14 protein-coding genes are annotated in these 15,619 nt (G+C 65.7%); 13 read left to right on the top strand and 1 reads right to left on the bottom strand.

Going from position 1 to position 15,619, the window contains the following annotated elements; genetic code table 11:
- Positions 1-13: 13 nt before the first annotated feature.
- From rsmI to metG, 3 genes are all read left to right on the top strand, one after another.
- Positions 14-874: a 16S rRNA (cytidine(1402)-2'-O)-methyltransferase gene (gene rsmI, locus IAU68_RS03260; protein ID WP_171194502.1), complete on the top strand. Its 861-nt coding sequence runs from the start codon at positions 14-16 to the stop codon at positions 872-874.
- 86 nt (positions 875-960) lie between these two features.
- A complete protein-coding gene (locus IAU68_RS03265) occupies positions 961-2,766 on the top strand; it encodes a BCCT family transporter (RefSeq protein WP_171194501.1) in 1,806 nt (601 codons plus the stop codon).
- 84 nt (positions 2,767-2,850) lie between these two features.
- Positions 2,851-4,710, top strand: coding sequence for a methionine--tRNA ligase (metG, locus tag IAU68_RS03270; RefSeq protein WP_171194500.1), 1,860 nt, complete (start codon positions 2,851-2,853; stop codon positions 4,708-4,710).
- Positions 4,711-4,713: 3 nt separating this feature from the next.
- Here the strand turns inward: metG and IAU68_RS03275 are convergent, their stop codons facing one another.
- Positions 4,714-5,106 carry a DUF3806 domain-containing protein gene (locus IAU68_RS03275; protein WP_171194499.1) on the bottom strand — a complete coding sequence of 131 codons (393 nt, stop codon included), beginning with the start codon at positions 5,104-5,106 and terminating at the stop codon, positions 4,714-4,716.
- Between the two features lie 12 nt (positions 5,107-5,118).
- Here IAU68_RS03275 and IAU68_RS03280 point away from each other — a divergent pair, with 12 nt between their 5' ends.
- The 10 genes from IAU68_RS03280 to IAU68_RS03325 all read left to right on the top strand — a co-directional run bounded on the left by IAU68_RS03280 (position 5,119) and on the right by IAU68_RS03325 (position 15,547).
- Positions 5,119-5,955, top strand: coding sequence for a TatD family hydrolase (locus IAU68_RS03280; protein WP_171194498.1), 837 nt, complete (start codon positions 5,119-5,121; stop codon positions 5,953-5,955).
- Positions 5,956-6,051: 96 nt separating this feature from the next.
- Positions 6,052-7,203 carry a resuscitation-promoting factor gene (locus tag IAU68_RS03285; protein ID WP_171194497.1) on the top strand — a complete coding sequence of 384 codons (1,152 nt, stop codon included), beginning with the start codon at positions 6,052-6,054 and terminating at the stop codon, positions 7,201-7,203.
- Entirely contained in the window at positions 7,204-8,049 is an 846-nt protein-coding gene (gene rsmA / locus IAU68_RS03290; protein ID WP_171194496.1) for a 16S rRNA (adenine(1518)-N(6)/adenine(1519)-N(6))-dimethyltransferase RsmA, read from the top strand. It begins immediately after the preceding gene.
- Positions 8,042-8,986, top strand: a complete 945-nt coding sequence (locus tag IAU68_RS03295; protein ID WP_231699082.1) for a 4-(cytidine 5'-diphospho)-2-C-methyl-D-erythritol kinase — start codon at positions 8,042-8,044, stop codon at positions 8,984-8,986. The genes rsmA and IAU68_RS03295 overlap by 8 nt, the downstream gene beginning before the upstream one ends.
- A gap of 41 nt (positions 8,987-9,027) precedes the next feature.
- Positions 9,028-10,125, top strand: coding sequence for an exonuclease domain-containing protein (locus IAU68_RS03300; protein ID WP_202880300.1), 1,098 nt, complete (start codon positions 9,028-9,030; stop codon positions 10,123-10,125).
- Positions 10,126-10,155: 30 nt separating this feature from the next.
- Positions 10,156-11,952: an ABC-F family ATP-binding cassette domain-containing protein gene (locus IAU68_RS03305; protein ID WP_171194494.1), complete on the top strand. Its 1,797-nt coding sequence runs from the start codon at positions 10,156-10,158 to the stop codon at positions 11,950-11,952.
- 20 nt (positions 11,953-11,972) lie between these two features.
- Complete coding sequence (locus IAU68_RS03310) at positions 11,973-12,296, top strand: putative quinol monooxygenase (protein ID WP_171194493.1); 324 nt, start codon at positions 11,973-11,975, stop codon at positions 12,294-12,296.
- A gap of 93 nt (positions 12,297-12,389) precedes the next feature.
- The gene (locus IAU68_RS03315; protein ID WP_407928721.1) at positions 12,390-13,646 is read left to right on the top strand and encodes an NRAMP family divalent metal transporter; all 1,257 of its coding nucleotides are present in this window, start codon (positions 12,390-12,392) and stop codon (positions 13,644-13,646) included.
- 15 nt (positions 13,647-13,661) lie between these two features.
- A complete protein-coding gene (locus IAU68_RS03320; protein WP_171194492.1) occupies positions 13,662-14,429 on the top strand; it encodes a putative hydro-lyase in 768 nt (255 codons plus the stop codon).
- The gene (locus tag IAU68_RS03325; protein WP_171194491.1) at positions 14,426-15,547 is read left to right on the top strand and encodes a glucose-1-phosphate adenylyltransferase family protein; all 1,122 of its coding nucleotides are present in this window, start codon (positions 14,426-14,428) and stop codon (positions 15,545-15,547) included. Before IAU68_RS03320 ends, IAU68_RS03325 begins: the two co-directional genes overlap by 4 nt.
- Positions 15,548-15,619 lie beyond the last annotated feature (72 nt).

Below are 15,619 nucleotides of genomic sequence, written 5' to 3' on the forward strand. Positions count from 1 at the left end.
ATGCTTCAGTCTTATGTCCGACGAGCACGTTTCTGAAACGCAGATCCCCGCAACCGGAGTTGTGCTCGCGGCGACACCGTTGGGAAACATCGCCGACGCGTCGCCGCGGCTCGTTGAAGCGCTTGAGCGGGCCGACTTCGTCGCCGCCGAGGACACCCGTCGCACGCGCGCGCTCGCCGCAGCCCTCGGCGTGGAGATCACCGGGAAGGTGGTGTCCAACTTCGACCACAACGAGGAGCACCGCTCGCGCGAGCTTTTAGACGCCGCCCGCACCGGCACCGTGCTCGTGGTCACTGACGCCGGCATGCCGATCGTCTCCGACCCCGGCCACTCGATTGTCGCCGCCGCCCACGACGCCGGGATCCCCGTGACCTGCATCCCCGGCCCGTCCGCGGTGACCACCGCACTCGCCCTATCGGGGCTGAACGTCGGCCACTTCATCTTCGACGGCTTCGTGCCCCGCAAGTCCGGCGCGCGCCGCGCGTGGCTGCAATCGCTTGTCGACGAGCGCCGCGCCGTGTGCTGCTTTGAATCCCCGCACCGCATCGCGCAATTGCTTGCCGACGCCGCCGACGTGCTCGGCCCCGACCGCCGCGCCGCCGTGTGCCGGGAGCTGACCAAAACCTATGAAGAGGTCAAGCGCGGCTCGCTTGCAGAACTCGCCGAGTGGGCGGCTGACGGCGTGCGCGGGGAGATCACCCTGGTCATCGAAGGCGGGGAGCCGGAGCAGCCGGAGCCGGAAGATTTAGTGGAGCGGGTGCTCGCGCTCGTCGATACGGGCGAGCGCATGAAAGACGCCGCAAAGCAGGTGGCTAAGGCCCATGGCGTGAAGGTGGGGGACCTCTACGACGCCGCGCTTGACGCGCGCAACTGACCTCGCTCGGGTTAGCGCAATGGTGTGATGTAGGTTAGCCTGCTTGCGCCCTATTAATAACCTGAGAAAATGCGAGGAGAGATTGTATGTCTCAGCGTGACCCCCAAAGGGATCCACACGATCCCGATGCGGAGCCGCGGAGCACGGATCCGATTAAGACAGAAGAAGCGTCTGCAGCCGGCCAATTGGCTGCGCTGCTGCGCGCCGACCACGACGGCACGCAACCCGAATACACCGACCCAGAAGATTCCATCGAGCGCGAGGCCGACTCCGAAGACGCGCCGGTGAACTGGGGCATCGTGGCGCCGCTGGCGATCATCGTCGCGGCCATCGTGACCTGGGGCCTGGCCGCCCCGGATAACTTCTCCAACTTCGCCGACACGGCGTTCGGTTGGGTCATCGACAACTTGGGCTGGGCCTTCGTCCTCGGCGGCACCGTGTTTGTGGTGTTCGTTCTGGCGATCTCCCTGTCCGGCTTCGGCACCATCCGTCTCGGCACTGCAGACGAGCGCCCGGAGTTTAAGACCACGTCGTGGATCGCCATGATGTTCGCCGCCGGCATGGGCATCGGTTTGATGTTCTACGGCGCTTCCGAGCCGCTGGCGATGTACAACGACGGCGTGCCGGGCCACGGCGAACACGAGGTTGGCGCTGCGATGGCGCAGACGATGTTCCACTGGACGCTGCACCCGTGGGCGGTTTACGCCATTATCGGTCTGGCGATCGCTTACTCGACGTTCCGCCTCGGCCGCAAGCAGCTGCTGTCCAGCGCGTTTATCCCGCTGATGGGCGAGAAGGCCGCCAAGGGGTGGCCGGGCAAGATCATCGACGCCTTTGCCGTGTTCGCCACCATCTTCGGCACCGCCTGCTCCCTGGGGCTGGGCGCGCTGCAGATTTCCTCGGGTCTCGAGGCCTCCGGCTTTGTGGATAACCCGTCAACGAAGCTGACCATCGGCATCGTTTCCGTGCTCACCCTCGCATTCCTGCTGTCTGCGATGTCGGGTGTGTCCAAGGGCATTCAGTGGCTGTCCAACGCAAACATGGTCATCGCCGCTGTGCTGGCGATCTTCGTGTTCGTCTTCGGCCCGACGGTTGCGCAGCTGAACATGCTGCCGACCGCAGTGGGCAACTACCTGCAGAACTTCTTCGAAATGGCCGCGCGCACCGCCGAGAGCCAGGACGGTGAGGCCGGCGAGTTCCTCTCCGGCTGGACCATCTTCTACTGGGCATGGTGGATCTCCTGGTCGCCGTTCGTCGGCACGTTCCTGGCACGTATCTCGCGCGGTCGCACCGTGCGTGAATTCTGCCTCGGCGTGATGCTGGTTCCGGCCGGCCTGTCCACCGTCTGGTTCGCCATCTTCGGCGGCACCGCCATCAAGATGGAGCAAAACGGCGAGTCCATCGTCGGCGGCGGCTCCAACGAGGAGCAACTGTTCAACCTGCTGCACTCCATGCCGGGCGGCTACGTCGTGGGTGTGTTTGCTCTGCTGCTGCTGGGCACCTTCTTCATCACCTCGGCGGACTCCGCGTCGACTGTGATGGCGTCGATGACCCAGTCCGGCAAGACCGAGGCAAAGCCGTGGCTCGCCGCGATGTGGGGCTTGGCTACCGCGTTTGTGGGCCTGACGCTACTGGTCTCGGGTGGCTCGGACGCGCTGAATTCGCTGCAGTCCGTCACCATCGTGGCGGCGACGCCGTTCCTGTTCATCCTCATCGCGCTGATGTTCGCGATTGTCAAGGACATGTCGAACGACTCCATCTACCTGGATAAGAAGGAGCAGGAGCGCTTCAACCGTCAGCTGGCCATCGAGCGCCGCATGTACCGCGACCAGCAGCAGCTGGAAGAGCGCAAGGCGCAGGTCAAGGGCATCTTCAAGTCGCGTTCTAAGTAGACACCCTGAACTTCGATGAGTGCGCGAGTGCTTATCGACGACTGGCCCCGCCAAGCAGTGCAATGCTTGGCGGGGCCATAACTTATGCTTGGTGCCATGACTGCTGCAGACACCACTCAAAACGTTCTTGTTTGCGTGGCCTGGCCTTACGCTAACGGCCCGCGCCACATCGGTCACGTCGCAGGATTCGGCGTGCCGTCCGACGTGTTTGCCCGCTACCAGCGAATGTCCGGCAAGAACGTGCTGATGGTCTCCGGCACCGACGAGCACGGCACGCCGCTGCTCGTGCAGGCGGACAAGGAAGGCGTGACCGTCAAGGAGTTGGCGGACCGCTACAACAAGCAGATTGTGGAGGACCTCGCCGGGCTCGGCCTGTCCTACGATCTGTTCACCCGCACTACCACGCGCAACCACTACGCGGTGGTCCAGGAGCTCTTCCGGGGCCTCAACGACAACGGCTACATGGTCAAGGAGACCACCAAGGGCGCGATCTCCCCGTCGACGGGCCGCACCCTGCCGGACCGCTACATTGAGGGCACCTGCCCGATCTGCGGCGCCACCGACGCCCGCGGCGACCAGTGCGACACCTGCGGCAACCAGTTGGACCCGGCGGATCTGATCAACCCGGTGTCCAAGATCAACGGCGAGACGCCGGAGTTTGTGGAGACCGAACACTACATGCTCGACCTGCCGGCGCTGCACGACGCGCTGGAGAAGTGGCTGTCCACCCGCGAGGATTGGCGCCCGAACGTGCTCAAGTTCTCCCTGAATCTGCTCGAGGACATGCGCCCGCGCGCGATGACCCGCGACATCGACTGGGGCATCCCGATTCCGGTTGCTGACTGGCAGGACAACCCGTCGAAGAAGCTCTACGTCTGGTTCGACGCGGTGGTCGGGTACCTGTCTGCGTCGATCGAGTGGGCCCACAACACCGGCAACCCGGACGCGTGGAAGGAGTTCTGGCAGAACCCGGACACCGAGGGCTACTACTTCATGGGCAAGGACAACATCACGTTCCACTCCCAGATCTGGCCGGCGGAACTCCTCGGCTACGCGGGCAAGGGTGCTAAGGGCGGCGAACTGCATGAATACGGTGAGCTGAACCTGCCGACGGAGGTTGTGTCCTCGGAGTTCCTCACCATGTCGGGCTCGAAGTTCTCGTCGTCGAAGGGCGTGGTCATCTACGTCAAGGATTTTTTGAAGGAGTTTGGTGCGGACCCGCTGCGTTACTTCATTGCGGTGGCTGGCCCGGAGAACAACGACACTGACTTCACCTGGGACGAGTTCGTTCGTCGCGTGAACAACGAGCTGGCTAACGGGTGGGGCAACCTGGTCAACCGCACGGTGTCCATGGCGCACAAGAACTTCGGCCAGGTGCCGGCGCCGGGCCCGCTCGAGGCGTCCGACGAGCGCATTCTGAATCTGGCGGAAGAGACCTTCACCACCGCGGGCGAGGAGCTGCGCAAGGCGCGGTTTAAGAACGCGATCACGAAGATCATGCACGTCGTCGGCGAGGCGAACGCCTACATCGCGGAGCAAGAGCCGTGGAAGCTGGCCAAGGACGAATCGCAGCGCGAGCGTCTCGCCACAGTGCTGTGGACTGCGCTGCAGGTGGTCTCCGACTGCAACGCCATGCTCACCCCGTTCCTCCCGCACACCGCGCAGAAGGTCCACGAGACCCTCGGCCGCGACGGCGTATGGGCTGCGGAGCCGCGCATCGAGGAGATTGTCGATGACGCCGACTACAACCTCGTCGGCGTCGGCCTGCCGGAGAAGGGGCAGACGTACCTCACGATCACCGGCGACTACACCCAGCAGCAGGCAATGTGGGGCCGCGTGGAGGTCACCCCGGGCACCGCGCTGGATAAGCCGCAGCCGCTGATTGCGAAGCTGGATCCGGAGCTGGGCGAGACCGGCCCGGAGTGGGCCCCAGTGCAGAAGTAGGCGCTAGAGGAACTGCGCGAGGAACTCGGTGAGTTTGCCGGGTTCCTCGTCTTCGAAGCGCTGGTCCACGACGACCAGTGGCGCGGTGTACTTTTCGTCCGCGCCGCCGGGATCTTTGACGACGACAAGGTCGGTGCCGTAGTCGTCGACAAGCAATTGCCACGCGAAGCCCTCCCGCACCAGGGCTTGGCCGAGCGCGGTGCCGTAAAGGCGCGCGGTGTCGCCGCGGGGGAAGGCGCGCTGCACGTCGCGGGGAAGTGCGAGGTAGTCGGTCAGTTCCGCCTCGAACGAGCCGACGATGTCAGCAGGCGAGCCGTTGACGCCGCGTCCGGCTGCTTCGGCGAGGTCGGCGTCGATTTGGCGTTGGGTGGCTGAGTCGATGTCTTGAAATGCCATAGGGTGCATCGTATGAGCAAAAAGAAGCCACGTCCCACACCCGTGCCCGCTGAACGCATCGAGCACCTCATCGACGCGCACACCCACCTCGCCTCGTGCGGGGCGCGCACCAAAGGCGACGTCGACGCGTTTGTCGCGCGTGCCCTCGACGCCGGGGTGGAGCGCATCTGCACTGTCGGCGACGGCCTCGAGGAGGCGGAACTCGCGCTTCAGGCCGCGCACTTCAACGACCGTGTCTTCGCCGCGTGCGCGATCCACCCGACGAGGGCGCAGGAGCTTGGCGACGACGCCCGCGCCCGCCTTGCCGCCATGGCCGCCGACGAGCGCTGCGTGGCGGTGGGGGAGACCGGCATCGACACGTACTGGCTGAAGCACGATGCCGAGGGGACCGCGCCGCTCGAGGTGCAGGAGGAGGCGTTCCGTTTCCACATCGACCTCGCGGTGCAGTCGGGCAAGGCGCTGATGATCCACAACCGCGAGGGAGACGCCGACATGCTGCGCATCCTGGACGACGCCCCGCGTCCCAAGCACGTCATCTTGCACTGCTTTTCCTCGCCGCTGGATGTCGCGCGCGAAGCGATCGAGCGCGGCTACGTGCTCAGTTTTGCCGGCAACGTCACGTTCAAGCGCAACGAGGAGTTGCGACAGGCGGCCGCGCTTGCGCCGGCGGGTCAGTTGCTGGTGGAAACGGACGCGCCGTATATGACGCCGGAGCCGTTCCGCGGGGCGAAAAACGAGCCGTCGTTGATCGGTCATACGGCCAAGGTGCTTGCCGACGCGCGCGGCATGGAAGTGGCCGATGTGGCACGTGAGATAAGTGAGACGTTTGCTCGCGTGTACGGGGTGTGACCTCGGACATTGCTCGGCGCGGGTCCTTGAATCCGGGCGGGCGTTACCGTATTGTTACCGAAGTTATCTAACGTTCACCCTTCGGAGGAAGCGCGCATGTCCCGTCAGATCAAGCGGATTAACCCGAAAAACTCCGCCGCGAAACGCGTCGCGGTAGGTACCGTCGCCGGCGCTGTGCTGGTCGGCGGCGCGGGGACCGCGGTGGCGTCGCAGAAGCAGGTCACCGTCGACGTCAACGGTGAGGAAACCAACGTGCGCACCTTCGCCTCCGACGTAGCTGGCGCGCTCGAGTCCGCCGGTGTGCAGGTCGCGGACGGTGACCTTGTCTACCCGGCGCCGGGGGAGAAGATTGGCCGCGGCGAGACCGTGACGGTGCGCACCGCGAAGCCGGTAGCTGTCGTCGTCGACGGTGTCGCGCAGCAGATCACCTCCACCGCTTCGACTGTCGGCGAGCTGCTCGACGAGGCCGGTGTCGCCACCGCAGCCGGCGTCGACCTCGACCGCGACCACACTGTGACCGAGGGGCTCAACGTCGACGTGACCACTCCCAAGATCGTCGCGCTGCGCGACGGCGGCGAGCTGACCTACGTCTCCGCCGCCGCGAAGACCGTCGGCGACCTGCTCTCCGCGCGAGGCGTGACCTTCGACTCCGATGACCGTGTGAGCCACGCGCTTACCGACGACATCGTGCCCGGCATGGAGATCGTCCTCGACCGCGTGACCACCACCGACCGCCCCGAGACCGTTGTGGTGGAGGAGCCGGCCGAGTACGTCGACGACGAGAACCTCGACGAGGGGGTCGAGGAGATCCGTAAGGAAGGCGTGCAGGGCGAAAAGCAGGTCATCCACCGCACCGTGAGCGTCAACGGCGTCGTCGAGTCCGAAGGCGTGGCCGAAGAGAAGGAAACGAAGAAGGCGAAGCCGGCCGTCATCGCGCGCGGCACCAAGAAGGCTGACGAACGTGCCGGCAACACAGGCGCCGCCGCACCGGCTGTGGCCGACGGCTCGGTGTGGGACGCGATCGCGGCCTGCGAGTCCGGAGGCGACTGGTCCATCAACACCGGCAACGGCTACCACGGCGGCCTGCAGTTCAACCAGGGCACCTGGGCCGCGTACGGCGGCACCGCCTACGCGCCGACGGCGGACCTGGCCACCCGCGAACAGCAGATCGCCATCGCGGAAAAGACCCAAGCCGCGCAGGGCTGGGGCGCATGGCCGGCCTGCACCGCCCGTCTGGGCCTGCGCTAAATGGCGGCATCGCACCTGCTCGGCCCAGCCGAGATCCGTGAACTGGCCGCCGAACTCGACGTCACGCCGACGAAGAAGCTCGGTCAGAACTTTTTACACGACCCGAACACCGTGCGCATGATCGTCGGTGCGGCAGAGCTCTCGCCCGACGATGTCGTCGTGGAGGTCGGGCCTGGTTTGGGCTCGCTCACGCTCGGACTCGTGGATACGGTTTCGCGCGTCATCGCGTTGGAGATCGACCCGCGCCTGGCCGGGCGCCTGCCCGCCACAGTCGCGGCTCGCGCACCCGAGTTTGCCGAGCGACTCACCGTGGTCAACACCGATGCGTTGAAGGTCAGCCGCACGGACCTCGACGCCGAGCCGACCGCGCTGGTGGCCAACCTGCCGTACAACGTTTCCGTGCCGGTGCTGTTGCACCTGCTTGCGGAGTTCCCCACGATCAAGCGCGTGCTGGTCATGGTGCAAAAAGAGGTCGCCGACCGCCTGGCCGCGGAGCCGGGCTCGAAGATCTACGGCGTGCCCAGCGTGAAAGCGGCGTTCTACGGCGAGGTTTCGCGTGCGGGCACGATCGGCAAACACGTCTTCTGGCCGGCGCCGAACATCGAGTCGGGTCTGGTGCGCATCGACGTCGACGACACCAACCCCCGCGAACTGCGGGGGAAGGTCTTCCCGCTTGTCGACGCCGCCTTTGCCCAGCGCCGCAAAACCCTGCGCTCCACGCTTGCCGGCCAGTTCGGCTCCGCCGCCGATGCCGAGGCCGCCCTGCGCGCCGCGGGCATCGACCCGGGCTTGCGCGGCGAAAAGCTCACCGTCGACGACTTTGTGAGGCTCGGCCGTGGTGCATAAGTATGTCGCCTCCGCGCCGGGCAAAGTCAACCTGCACCTCGGCGTCGGCGAGGCCCGCGCCGACGGCTACCACGAGCTAGTTAGCGTCTTCCACGCCGTCGACCGCCGCGAGCGCGTCACCCTCATCGCCTCCGACACGATGACCGACGGCCCGATTGTGCGCTCGATGTCGACCACGTTCTTCGTCGACACGCCCGACGAGGACATCGACGGCCCCGGCAACCTCGCCTGGCGCGCCGTCGACGCCGTTGCCACGCGCGCCGGGGTAGCGCTGCCTGAGGTGCGAATCGAGGTGGACAAGCACGTCTTCGTCGCCGGCGGCATGGCGGGCGGTTCGGCGGACGCGGCGGCCGCGCTCGTCGCTGCAAACGCGCTGGTGGCGGACTATGGCACCCCGCTTGACGACGACACCCTGCTCGCCCTCGCCGCCTCCCTCGGCGCCGACGTGCCGTTTTCGCTCATGGGCGGCACGGCACTTGGCACCGGCCGCGGCGACGAACTCGTCGCTATGCTCTCGCGCGGGCGTTTGCACTGGGTATTCGTCAATCCGAAGGTCGGTATCCCCACGGGCAAAGCCTTTTCGCTTCTCGACGACATGCGCCACAACAACGCGACCCTCGTGCCGCACCTGAACACCCAAGCGCTGTCGCAGGCGTTGACCACAGGCGACGCGACGCGGGTGGCGGCGGCGATGCACAACGACCTCGAGGGCCCGGCACTTGCGATGCGCCCGCAACTGGCCCGCCTGCTCGACGTCGCCGCCGACGCCGGGCTTCGCGCGATGGTCTCCGGCTCTGGCCCCACGGTGGCGGTCTTATGCGACAGCCTCGAGCACGCCCAGTGGGTCGCCGACCACCTTGCCGAGCACTTCGACGGGTACGAGGTGTTCGTCGCTGAAGGCCCTGATCAGGGCGCTGTGGTCGAAAACGTGTTCTAACTTCTGTGGTGGGCGTCGTCGCGCTGCGTAGGTTCATTCGCATGCCGCTTCTCGACGCCACCCGCAACTACCTCAACGGTGCGACCTCCGCCGTCGAAACCTCGCTCGCTGGCCTTGTGCCTTGGGCGCCTCCATACGTGAAGGGTCGCCCGATCTGGGAGCACCTGCCGCGCATCGCCCAGTTGCGCCGCGGGCGCGAACTGCGCGCCGCGCTCGCCCTTGCCGAAGAGTGCCTTGTTGCTATGCGCGACGCCGCGCTTGCGGACCCGTCCAGCGCACTTGAGCTCTACGTCGCCGAGGTCGCCGGCCTGCACCATGCCCTCGGCCAACACAACAAGGCAGCCGCCGTCATCCGCGATTGGTTCGCACTTGGCATGCCCGCACCACACCCGGACATGCGGGTGAACCTGGAAAAGCGGCTCGCTAAGGCAGAGGAATCCCTCGCACGCCGGGCAGGGGGAGACCCCGCACCGCACACAGCCCGCTGGCGCGACCTCGTCGCTGCCGAGAAGCTCACACCGCGCACCCCACGCCCCGAATTGACCGGCCGCGCCCGCGCCCCGAAGCCCGCCAAACCCGCTCGCTGGATCCCGAGCAGGGACGAGCTGCTGTGCGACGAATTCGTCGCCGTCGATTTCGAAACCGCCAACCGCATCTCCGGCGCATCCGCCTGTCAGGTCGCGTTGGTGAAGGTGGCCGGCGGGGAGGTCGTGGACACCCTGTGCACGTACCTGCGCCCGCCGGAGGAGTACATCGTCTTCGAGTTCAGCCACATCCACGGCATCGACCGCGGCGACATCGAGGATGCGCCAAGCTGGTTCGACATCGCCGACGACATCGTGGACTTCGTCGGCGACCGGCCCGTCTACGCGCACAACGCCACCTTCGACGCGTCCGTGTGGCGCGGGCTCGACCGCTACTACTACACCGGCACGTACCCCGAGCGGTTCTACTGCACCTGCCGCACCACGCGCCGGCTGCTGCCGCACCTTGCCGACCACACCCTGCCCACCGTCGCAGAGTTTTGCGCGCCGGGGTTCGCGCTTGAACACCACCGGGCAGATTCGGACGCGCTGGCGTGCGCGCATATCGTCGCGCACCTGCAGCGGGCACGCGGCCTGCACAGCATGCTGGTGTGACGAGGTAGGTGCGTAGACTATGCACCCGATATGGCTAACCTGATCAACCTGGAAAACGTCTCCAAAACCTGGGGGCTGAAAACGCTGCTCGACGGCGTCTCACTCGGCGTGCAGACCGGCGACCGCATCGGTATCGTCGGCGTCAACGGCGGCGGAAAAACCACCCTGCTTGAAGTGCTCACCGGCATCGAGCCGCCAGATGCGGGGCGCGTATCCCATAACTCGGGCCTGCGTATGGCGGTGGTGACCCAACGGTTCGACCTCGACGAAGAGCTCACAGTCGGCCAGGCCGTCGTGGAACCACTCGGCCTGCAGACCTTTGAATGGGCCTCGAACGCCAAGGTGCGCGAGGTGCTCCAGGGCACCGGGGTGGCCGATCTCGGGCTGGACACGAAGGTGGGCAACCTCTCCGGCGGCGAGCGCCGCCGCGTCAACCTCGCCGCAGCCCTCGTGCAGGATTTGGACCTGGTGGTGCTCGACGAGCCGACCAACCACCTCGACGTCGAAGGCGTGCAGTGGCTCGCCGACCACTTGCTCTCGCGCAAGTTAGCGGTGGTCGTCGTCACGCACGACCGCTGGTTCCTCGACACGGTGGCCACACTCACGTGGGAGGTCCACGACGGCACCGTCGACGTCTACGAGGGCGGCTACAACGACTGGACCTTCGCACGCGCCGAGCGCGCCCGCCAAGCCGACGCCATCGAGCAACGCCGCCAAAACCTCGCCCGTAAGGAGCTGGCGTGGCTGCGCCGCGGCGCACCGGCGCGCACCTCGAAGCCGCGCTACCGTATCGAAGCCGCCGAAGCCTTGATCAAGGACGTGCCGCCGCCGCGCGACACCGTCGAACTCATGGCCTTTTCCAAGCAGCGCCAGGGTCGGGTGGTCATCGAGCTCGAAGACGCGCGCATCGATTCCCCCGACGGGCGCACCCTCGTCGACCACCTCACGTGGCGCCTCGCGCCGGGCGAGCGCATCGGCCTGGTTGGCGTCAACGGTTCAGGCAAAACGACGCTTTTGCGCACCCTCGCCGGTGAATACCCGCTCGCAGCCGGCAAACGTATCGAAGGACAAACCACGCGTATCGGCTGGCTCCGGCAGGAGCTCGATGACCTCGACCCGGAGCGCCGCGTGATCGACGCCGTCGAAGACGTCGCCACCTACATCTCCTTCGGCAAGGGCGAACTGTCCGCCTCCCAACTCGCCGAACGCCTCGGGTTTTCCCCGAAACGCCAGCGCACACCCGTGCGCGACCTCTCCGGCGGCGAGCGGCGCCGCCTGCAACTTACGCGCGTGCTCATGAGCGAGCCGAACGTGTTGCTTCTCGACGAGCCCACCAACGACCTCGACATCGACACCCTCCAAGAACTAGAGAACCTCCTCGACTCCTGGCCGGGCACACTCGTGGTCATCTCCCACGACCGTTACCTCATCGAGCGCATCGCCGATAACACCTACGCGCTGTTCGGCGACGGCAACCTCACCAACCTGCCCGGTGGCATCCAGCAGTACCTCGACCGCAGGGCAGCCGAAGACACCGCGACCGGACCGTTGGATTTGGGGGAGCGGGGGCAGGAGGTCGTCGAGAAGCAAACGGGCCTCAGTTCGCAGGAAGAGCGCGAGATCCAAAAGCAGATGAAGTCGCTGGAGCGCAAGATCGCGAAGGAAAACGAGCGTGCCGACGCCCTCGAGCAGGAGATCACCGCACTGTCGGAAGCCGGCGACTTTGAGGCCATCAGCGCGAAAACCAAAGAACTCAACGCGGTGAAAGACGTCCGCGAAGAACTCGAGATGGAATGGCTTGAACTGGGCGAAGAGCTCGAAGGCTAACTCCGCGTAGGGTGGGGCGCATGATTTTGATCAACGTGCGATTCAAGCCCCTGCCCGAACACGTGGAAAACTTCCGCGAACTGGTGAAAGACTTCACCGACGCCTCCCGCGCCGAAGAGGGCAACATCTTCTTCGACTGGTACCGCAACGAAGACAACCCCGACGAGTACCTGCTCATCGAGGCCTTCCAGGACGACGCCGCCGAAGCACACGTCAACTCCGAGCACTTCAAGGCGGCGCAGGAGTTCTTCCCGACGATCCTGAAGGAGACCCCGACCATCATCAACACCCTCATCGAGGGCAAAACCGAGTGGGACGAAATGGCGGAGTTCAAGGTCTCCTAAGGGGTAACCCGGGTGTGACGTATGTATCCCAGGGCGCTTTTATGCCCTAATATCTCGTACGTCACATTTCCGAACTTTTGAAAGGGGTGCCCCGTGACCGCTCCAGACCCCCAAACCGGCGGCTCCACCGCGGCCGATGTCCCCGCAAAGCCACCGGCAGCGGCCCGGGGCATCGGGCCGATGATCGGCGCCATCTTCCTCATGGCCACCTCAGCCATCGGACCCGGCTTCCTCACCCAAACCTCCGTCTTCACCGCGAAGATGGGCGCGGCGTTCGCATTTGCGATTCTGCTGTCCATCATCGTCGACGTCGTTATCCAGCTCAACGTCTGGCGCATCCTCGGCGCATCCGGCTTGCGCGCCAGCGAAATGGCGAATGCGCTGCTGCCCGGCCTCGGCTGGTTCCTGGCGATCCTCGTCGGCATCGGCGGCTTGGTGTTCAACATCGGCAACATCGCCGGCACCGGCCTCGGCGTACAGGCACTCACCGGCGGCAGCGTCGACCCGAAGATCGGCGGCGCTATCTCCGCGATCATCGCGATCGTCGTGTTCCTCTGGAAGCGAGCGGGCGCCGCGCTCGATGTCATCGTCGGCATCCTCGGCGCGATGATGATCTTGCTCATGCTTTACGTCGCCATTTCCTCGAACCCGCCGGTGGCGGAAGCGATGCGCCAGTCCGTCGCGCCAGATGCGGTGGATTTCAAGGTGATCACCACCCTGATCGGCGGCTCCATCGGCGGCTACATCGTTTTCGCCGGCGTGCACAGGCTTATCGACGCCGGCCACACCGGCCCCGAGAACATGGACTACGTCTCGCGCTCGGCGGTAACCGGCATCATCGTCACCGGCATCATGCGTGTGCTGCTGTTCCTGGCGGTGCTCGGTGTCGTCGCAACGGGCGTCGCACTGTCCGAGGACAATACCGCCGCCGACGTCTTCTACCAGGCCGCTGGCGACTTCGGACGCCGCGCCTTCGGCCTCGTGCTGTGGGCCGCGGGCCTGTCGTCAGTCATCGGCGCATCGTTCACCTCGATTTCGTTCTTGACTAAGCAGGGGTTCGACCCGAAGAAGCGCGGCTGGCTCACCGTCGGCTTCATCGTCATCTCCGCGGTGATCTACCTGCTGCTCGGTTCCGCCCCGCAGCGACTGCTGATTTTCGCCGGCGCGTTCAACGGCCTGATCCTGCCGATCGGCTTCGCAGTGGTGCTCTTCGCCGGCTTCTTCCGCCGCGACCTGCTGCGCGGTTACAAGCCACCGGTGTGGATGCTCGCCCTCGGCGCCATTACGCTCATCGGCTGCGTGTGGATGGGCTGGGGTTCGATCTCCAACCTGCCGGCGGTGTGGTCGTAAGTGCAGCCCGCATCCATGACCCCGGCGAAGGCCCGCGCGTTGTTCCGCACCACTGATGTGGCGACAACGGCGGGCTTTTCCGCAGGATTCGCCCAAGCGAACCTGATTGCGCTGGATCGTCGTTACGCGTTCGACTTCCTCTTATTCGCGCAACGCAACCCGAAGCCGTGCCCGGTCCTCGGCGTGCTCGAGCCCGGCCAGGTCTCCTCGGACTTGCTCGCCGGCGGCGACATCCGCACCGACATCCCCGCCTACCGCGTCTACGAGCGCGGTTCGCTTATCGACGAACCCCTCACCGCCTCCTCCTACTGGACCGAGAACACCGTCGCGTTTTTGATCGGCTGTTCGTTTACCTTCGAGCAGGCGCTTTTGGACAACGGCGTGCCGCTACCGCACATCGAGCAGGGCAAAAACGTTGCGATGTACCGCACCGACATCGAGTGCGAACCAGCGGGCGTGTTCAGCGGCAAGATGGTGGTCTCTATGCGCCCGATCCCGGCGTCGTTGGTGTCTGACGCTGTACGCATCACGTCGCGCTACCCGGCGGTGCACGGCGCGCCGGTGCATGTGGGGGACCCGGCCACGATTGGCATTTCCGATTTGGGTGCGCCCGATTTTGGCGAAGCTATCGACATCCCGCCCGGCACCGTGCCGGTGTTTTGGGCGTGCGGGGTGACGCCGCAGTCGATCGTGATGTCGTCCAAGCCTGATCTTGCGATCTGCCACGCTCCGGGCAAGATGCTCATCACGGACGCGCGCGACCTGGTATATCAGGTGCCATGACACGCACGACGGTTGCTCTTGTTCTCGCCGGCGGCCGCGGCTCCCGGCTCAGTCCGCTGACCGATCACCGCCCGAAGCCCGCGGTGCCGCTTGCCGGCAGCTTTTCGCTTATCGACGTCACCTTGTCCAACCTGGCCAATTCCGGTCTGCGCAATGTGTGGATCGCCGAGCAGTACCTGCCGAACCACCTCAATCGCCACCTCGCGGGCGGCAGACCGTGGGACCTGGACGGCACGCGCGACGGGCTGCGCGTGCTGCCACCACGCGAGGGCGGCGAGGGCGACGGCTTTACCGAAGGCAACGGCCACGCCCTCTACCAGCACCTCGAGGAGGTCGAGCGCTTCGGCGCGGACACCCTTGTGGTGTGCAGCGCGGATCACCTCTACCAGCTGGATTTCCGGGACGTGTTGGAGCAGCACGACCGTCTCGGCAGTGACCTGACGGTCGTGACCACCGAGGTTGCCGAGGACCCGTCGCGCTACGGTGTCGTCTCCTCCCGAGACGGGGAAGTGGTCACGTACGACTACAAGCCGGAGTCGCCGTCGGGGTCTGTGGTGGCCACGGAGGTGTTCGTCTACTCTGTCACGGCGTTGCGCAAAGCTTGCGACGCGCTGGTCAGCTCCGATTCGGATGGCGAGGAGTTGGCCGACTACGGCGACACGATCGTGCCGTACATGGTCGAAAACTGCACCGTGCACGAGTTCCGCATGGAGGGGTATTGGCGAGATTTAGGCACGATCGACGCGTATTTCCAGGCGCATATGGAACTTATCGACGGCCACGGCCTCGACATCTTCCGCCCCGACTGGCCCCTGGTGACCAAGGTGCACACCACGCCACCTGCACGCGTACATGCGCAGGCGGAGGTCCACGACAGCCTGCTGTGCCCCGGCGCAAACGTGTCCGGCAACGTCGAGCACAGCGTCATCGGTCCTGGTGTCGTCGTCGAGGCGGGCGCGACAGTGCGCCGCAGCATCCTCATCGGCGACGTTCGTGTGCCTGCCGGTGCGGTGTTGGAGTCGGTGATCGCCGACCGGGGCGCACACGTGCCGGACGGGAGCACTGGAGCAACAAAACCCGGTCCTGGCAACATCACCGTGCTTTCTGTGGATAACTAGCACGTGCTTTTCGACGAGTTATCCACAGTTTTTCGGCGGGGTCTTGTGCTTTGGGGTGGGCTGTTTAGTGTT

The organism is Corynebacterium lujinxingii, from assembly GCF_014490555.1.
Classification (GTDB): Bacteria; Actinomycetota; Actinomycetes; order Mycobacteriales; family Mycobacteriaceae; genus Corynebacterium; species Corynebacterium lujinxingii.

What these genes read in the sequence shown, in the direction of transcription:
- IAU68_RS03265 (WP_171194501.1), top strand. Translation starts at nt 961, where the DNA reads ATGTCTCAGCGTGACCCCCAAAGGGATCCACACGATCCCGATGCGGAG.
- IAU68_RS03280 (WP_171194498.1), top strand. Translation starts at nt 5,119, where the DNA reads ATGAGCAAAAAGAAGCCACGTCCCACACCCGTGCCCGCTGAACGCATC.
- rsmI (WP_171194502.1), top strand. Translation starts at nt 14, where the DNA reads ATGTCCGACGAGCACGTTTCTGAAACGCAGATCCCCGCAACCGGAGTT.
- IAU68_RS03310 (WP_171194493.1), top strand. Translation starts at nt 11,973, where the DNA reads ATGATTTTGATCAACGTGCGATTCAAGCCCCTGCCCGAACACGTGGAA.
- IAU68_RS03300 (WP_202880300.1), top strand. Translation starts at nt 9,028, where the DNA reads ATGCCGCTTCTCGACGCCACCCGCAACTACCTCAACGGTGCGACCTCC.
- IAU68_RS03285 (WP_171194497.1), top strand. Translation starts at nt 6,052, where the DNA reads ATGTCCCGTCAGATCAAGCGGATTAACCCGAAAAACTCCGCCGCGAAA.
- metG (WP_171194500.1), top strand. Translation starts at nt 2,851, where the DNA reads ATGCTTGGTGCCATGACTGCTGCAGACACCACTCAAAACGTTCTTGTT.
- IAU68_RS03325 (WP_171194491.1), top strand. Translation starts at nt 14,426, where the DNA reads ATGACACGCACGACGGTTGCTCTTGTTCTCGCCGGCGGCCGCGGCTCC.
- IAU68_RS03275 (WP_171194499.1), bottom strand. Translation starts at nt 5,106, where the DNA reads ATGGCATTTCAAGACATCGACTCAGCCACCCAACGCCAAATCGACGCC.
- IAU68_RS03320 (WP_171194492.1), top strand. Translation starts at nt 13,662, where the DNA reads ATGACCCCGGCGAAGGCCCGCGCGTTGTTCCGCACCACTGATGTGGCG.
- rsmA (WP_171194496.1), top strand. Translation starts at nt 7,204, where the DNA reads ATGGCGGCATCGCACCTGCTCGGCCCAGCCGAGATCCGTGAACTGGCC.
- IAU68_RS03305 (WP_171194494.1), top strand. Translation starts at nt 10,156, where the DNA reads ATGGCTAACCTGATCAACCTGGAAAACGTCTCCAAAACCTGGGGGCTG.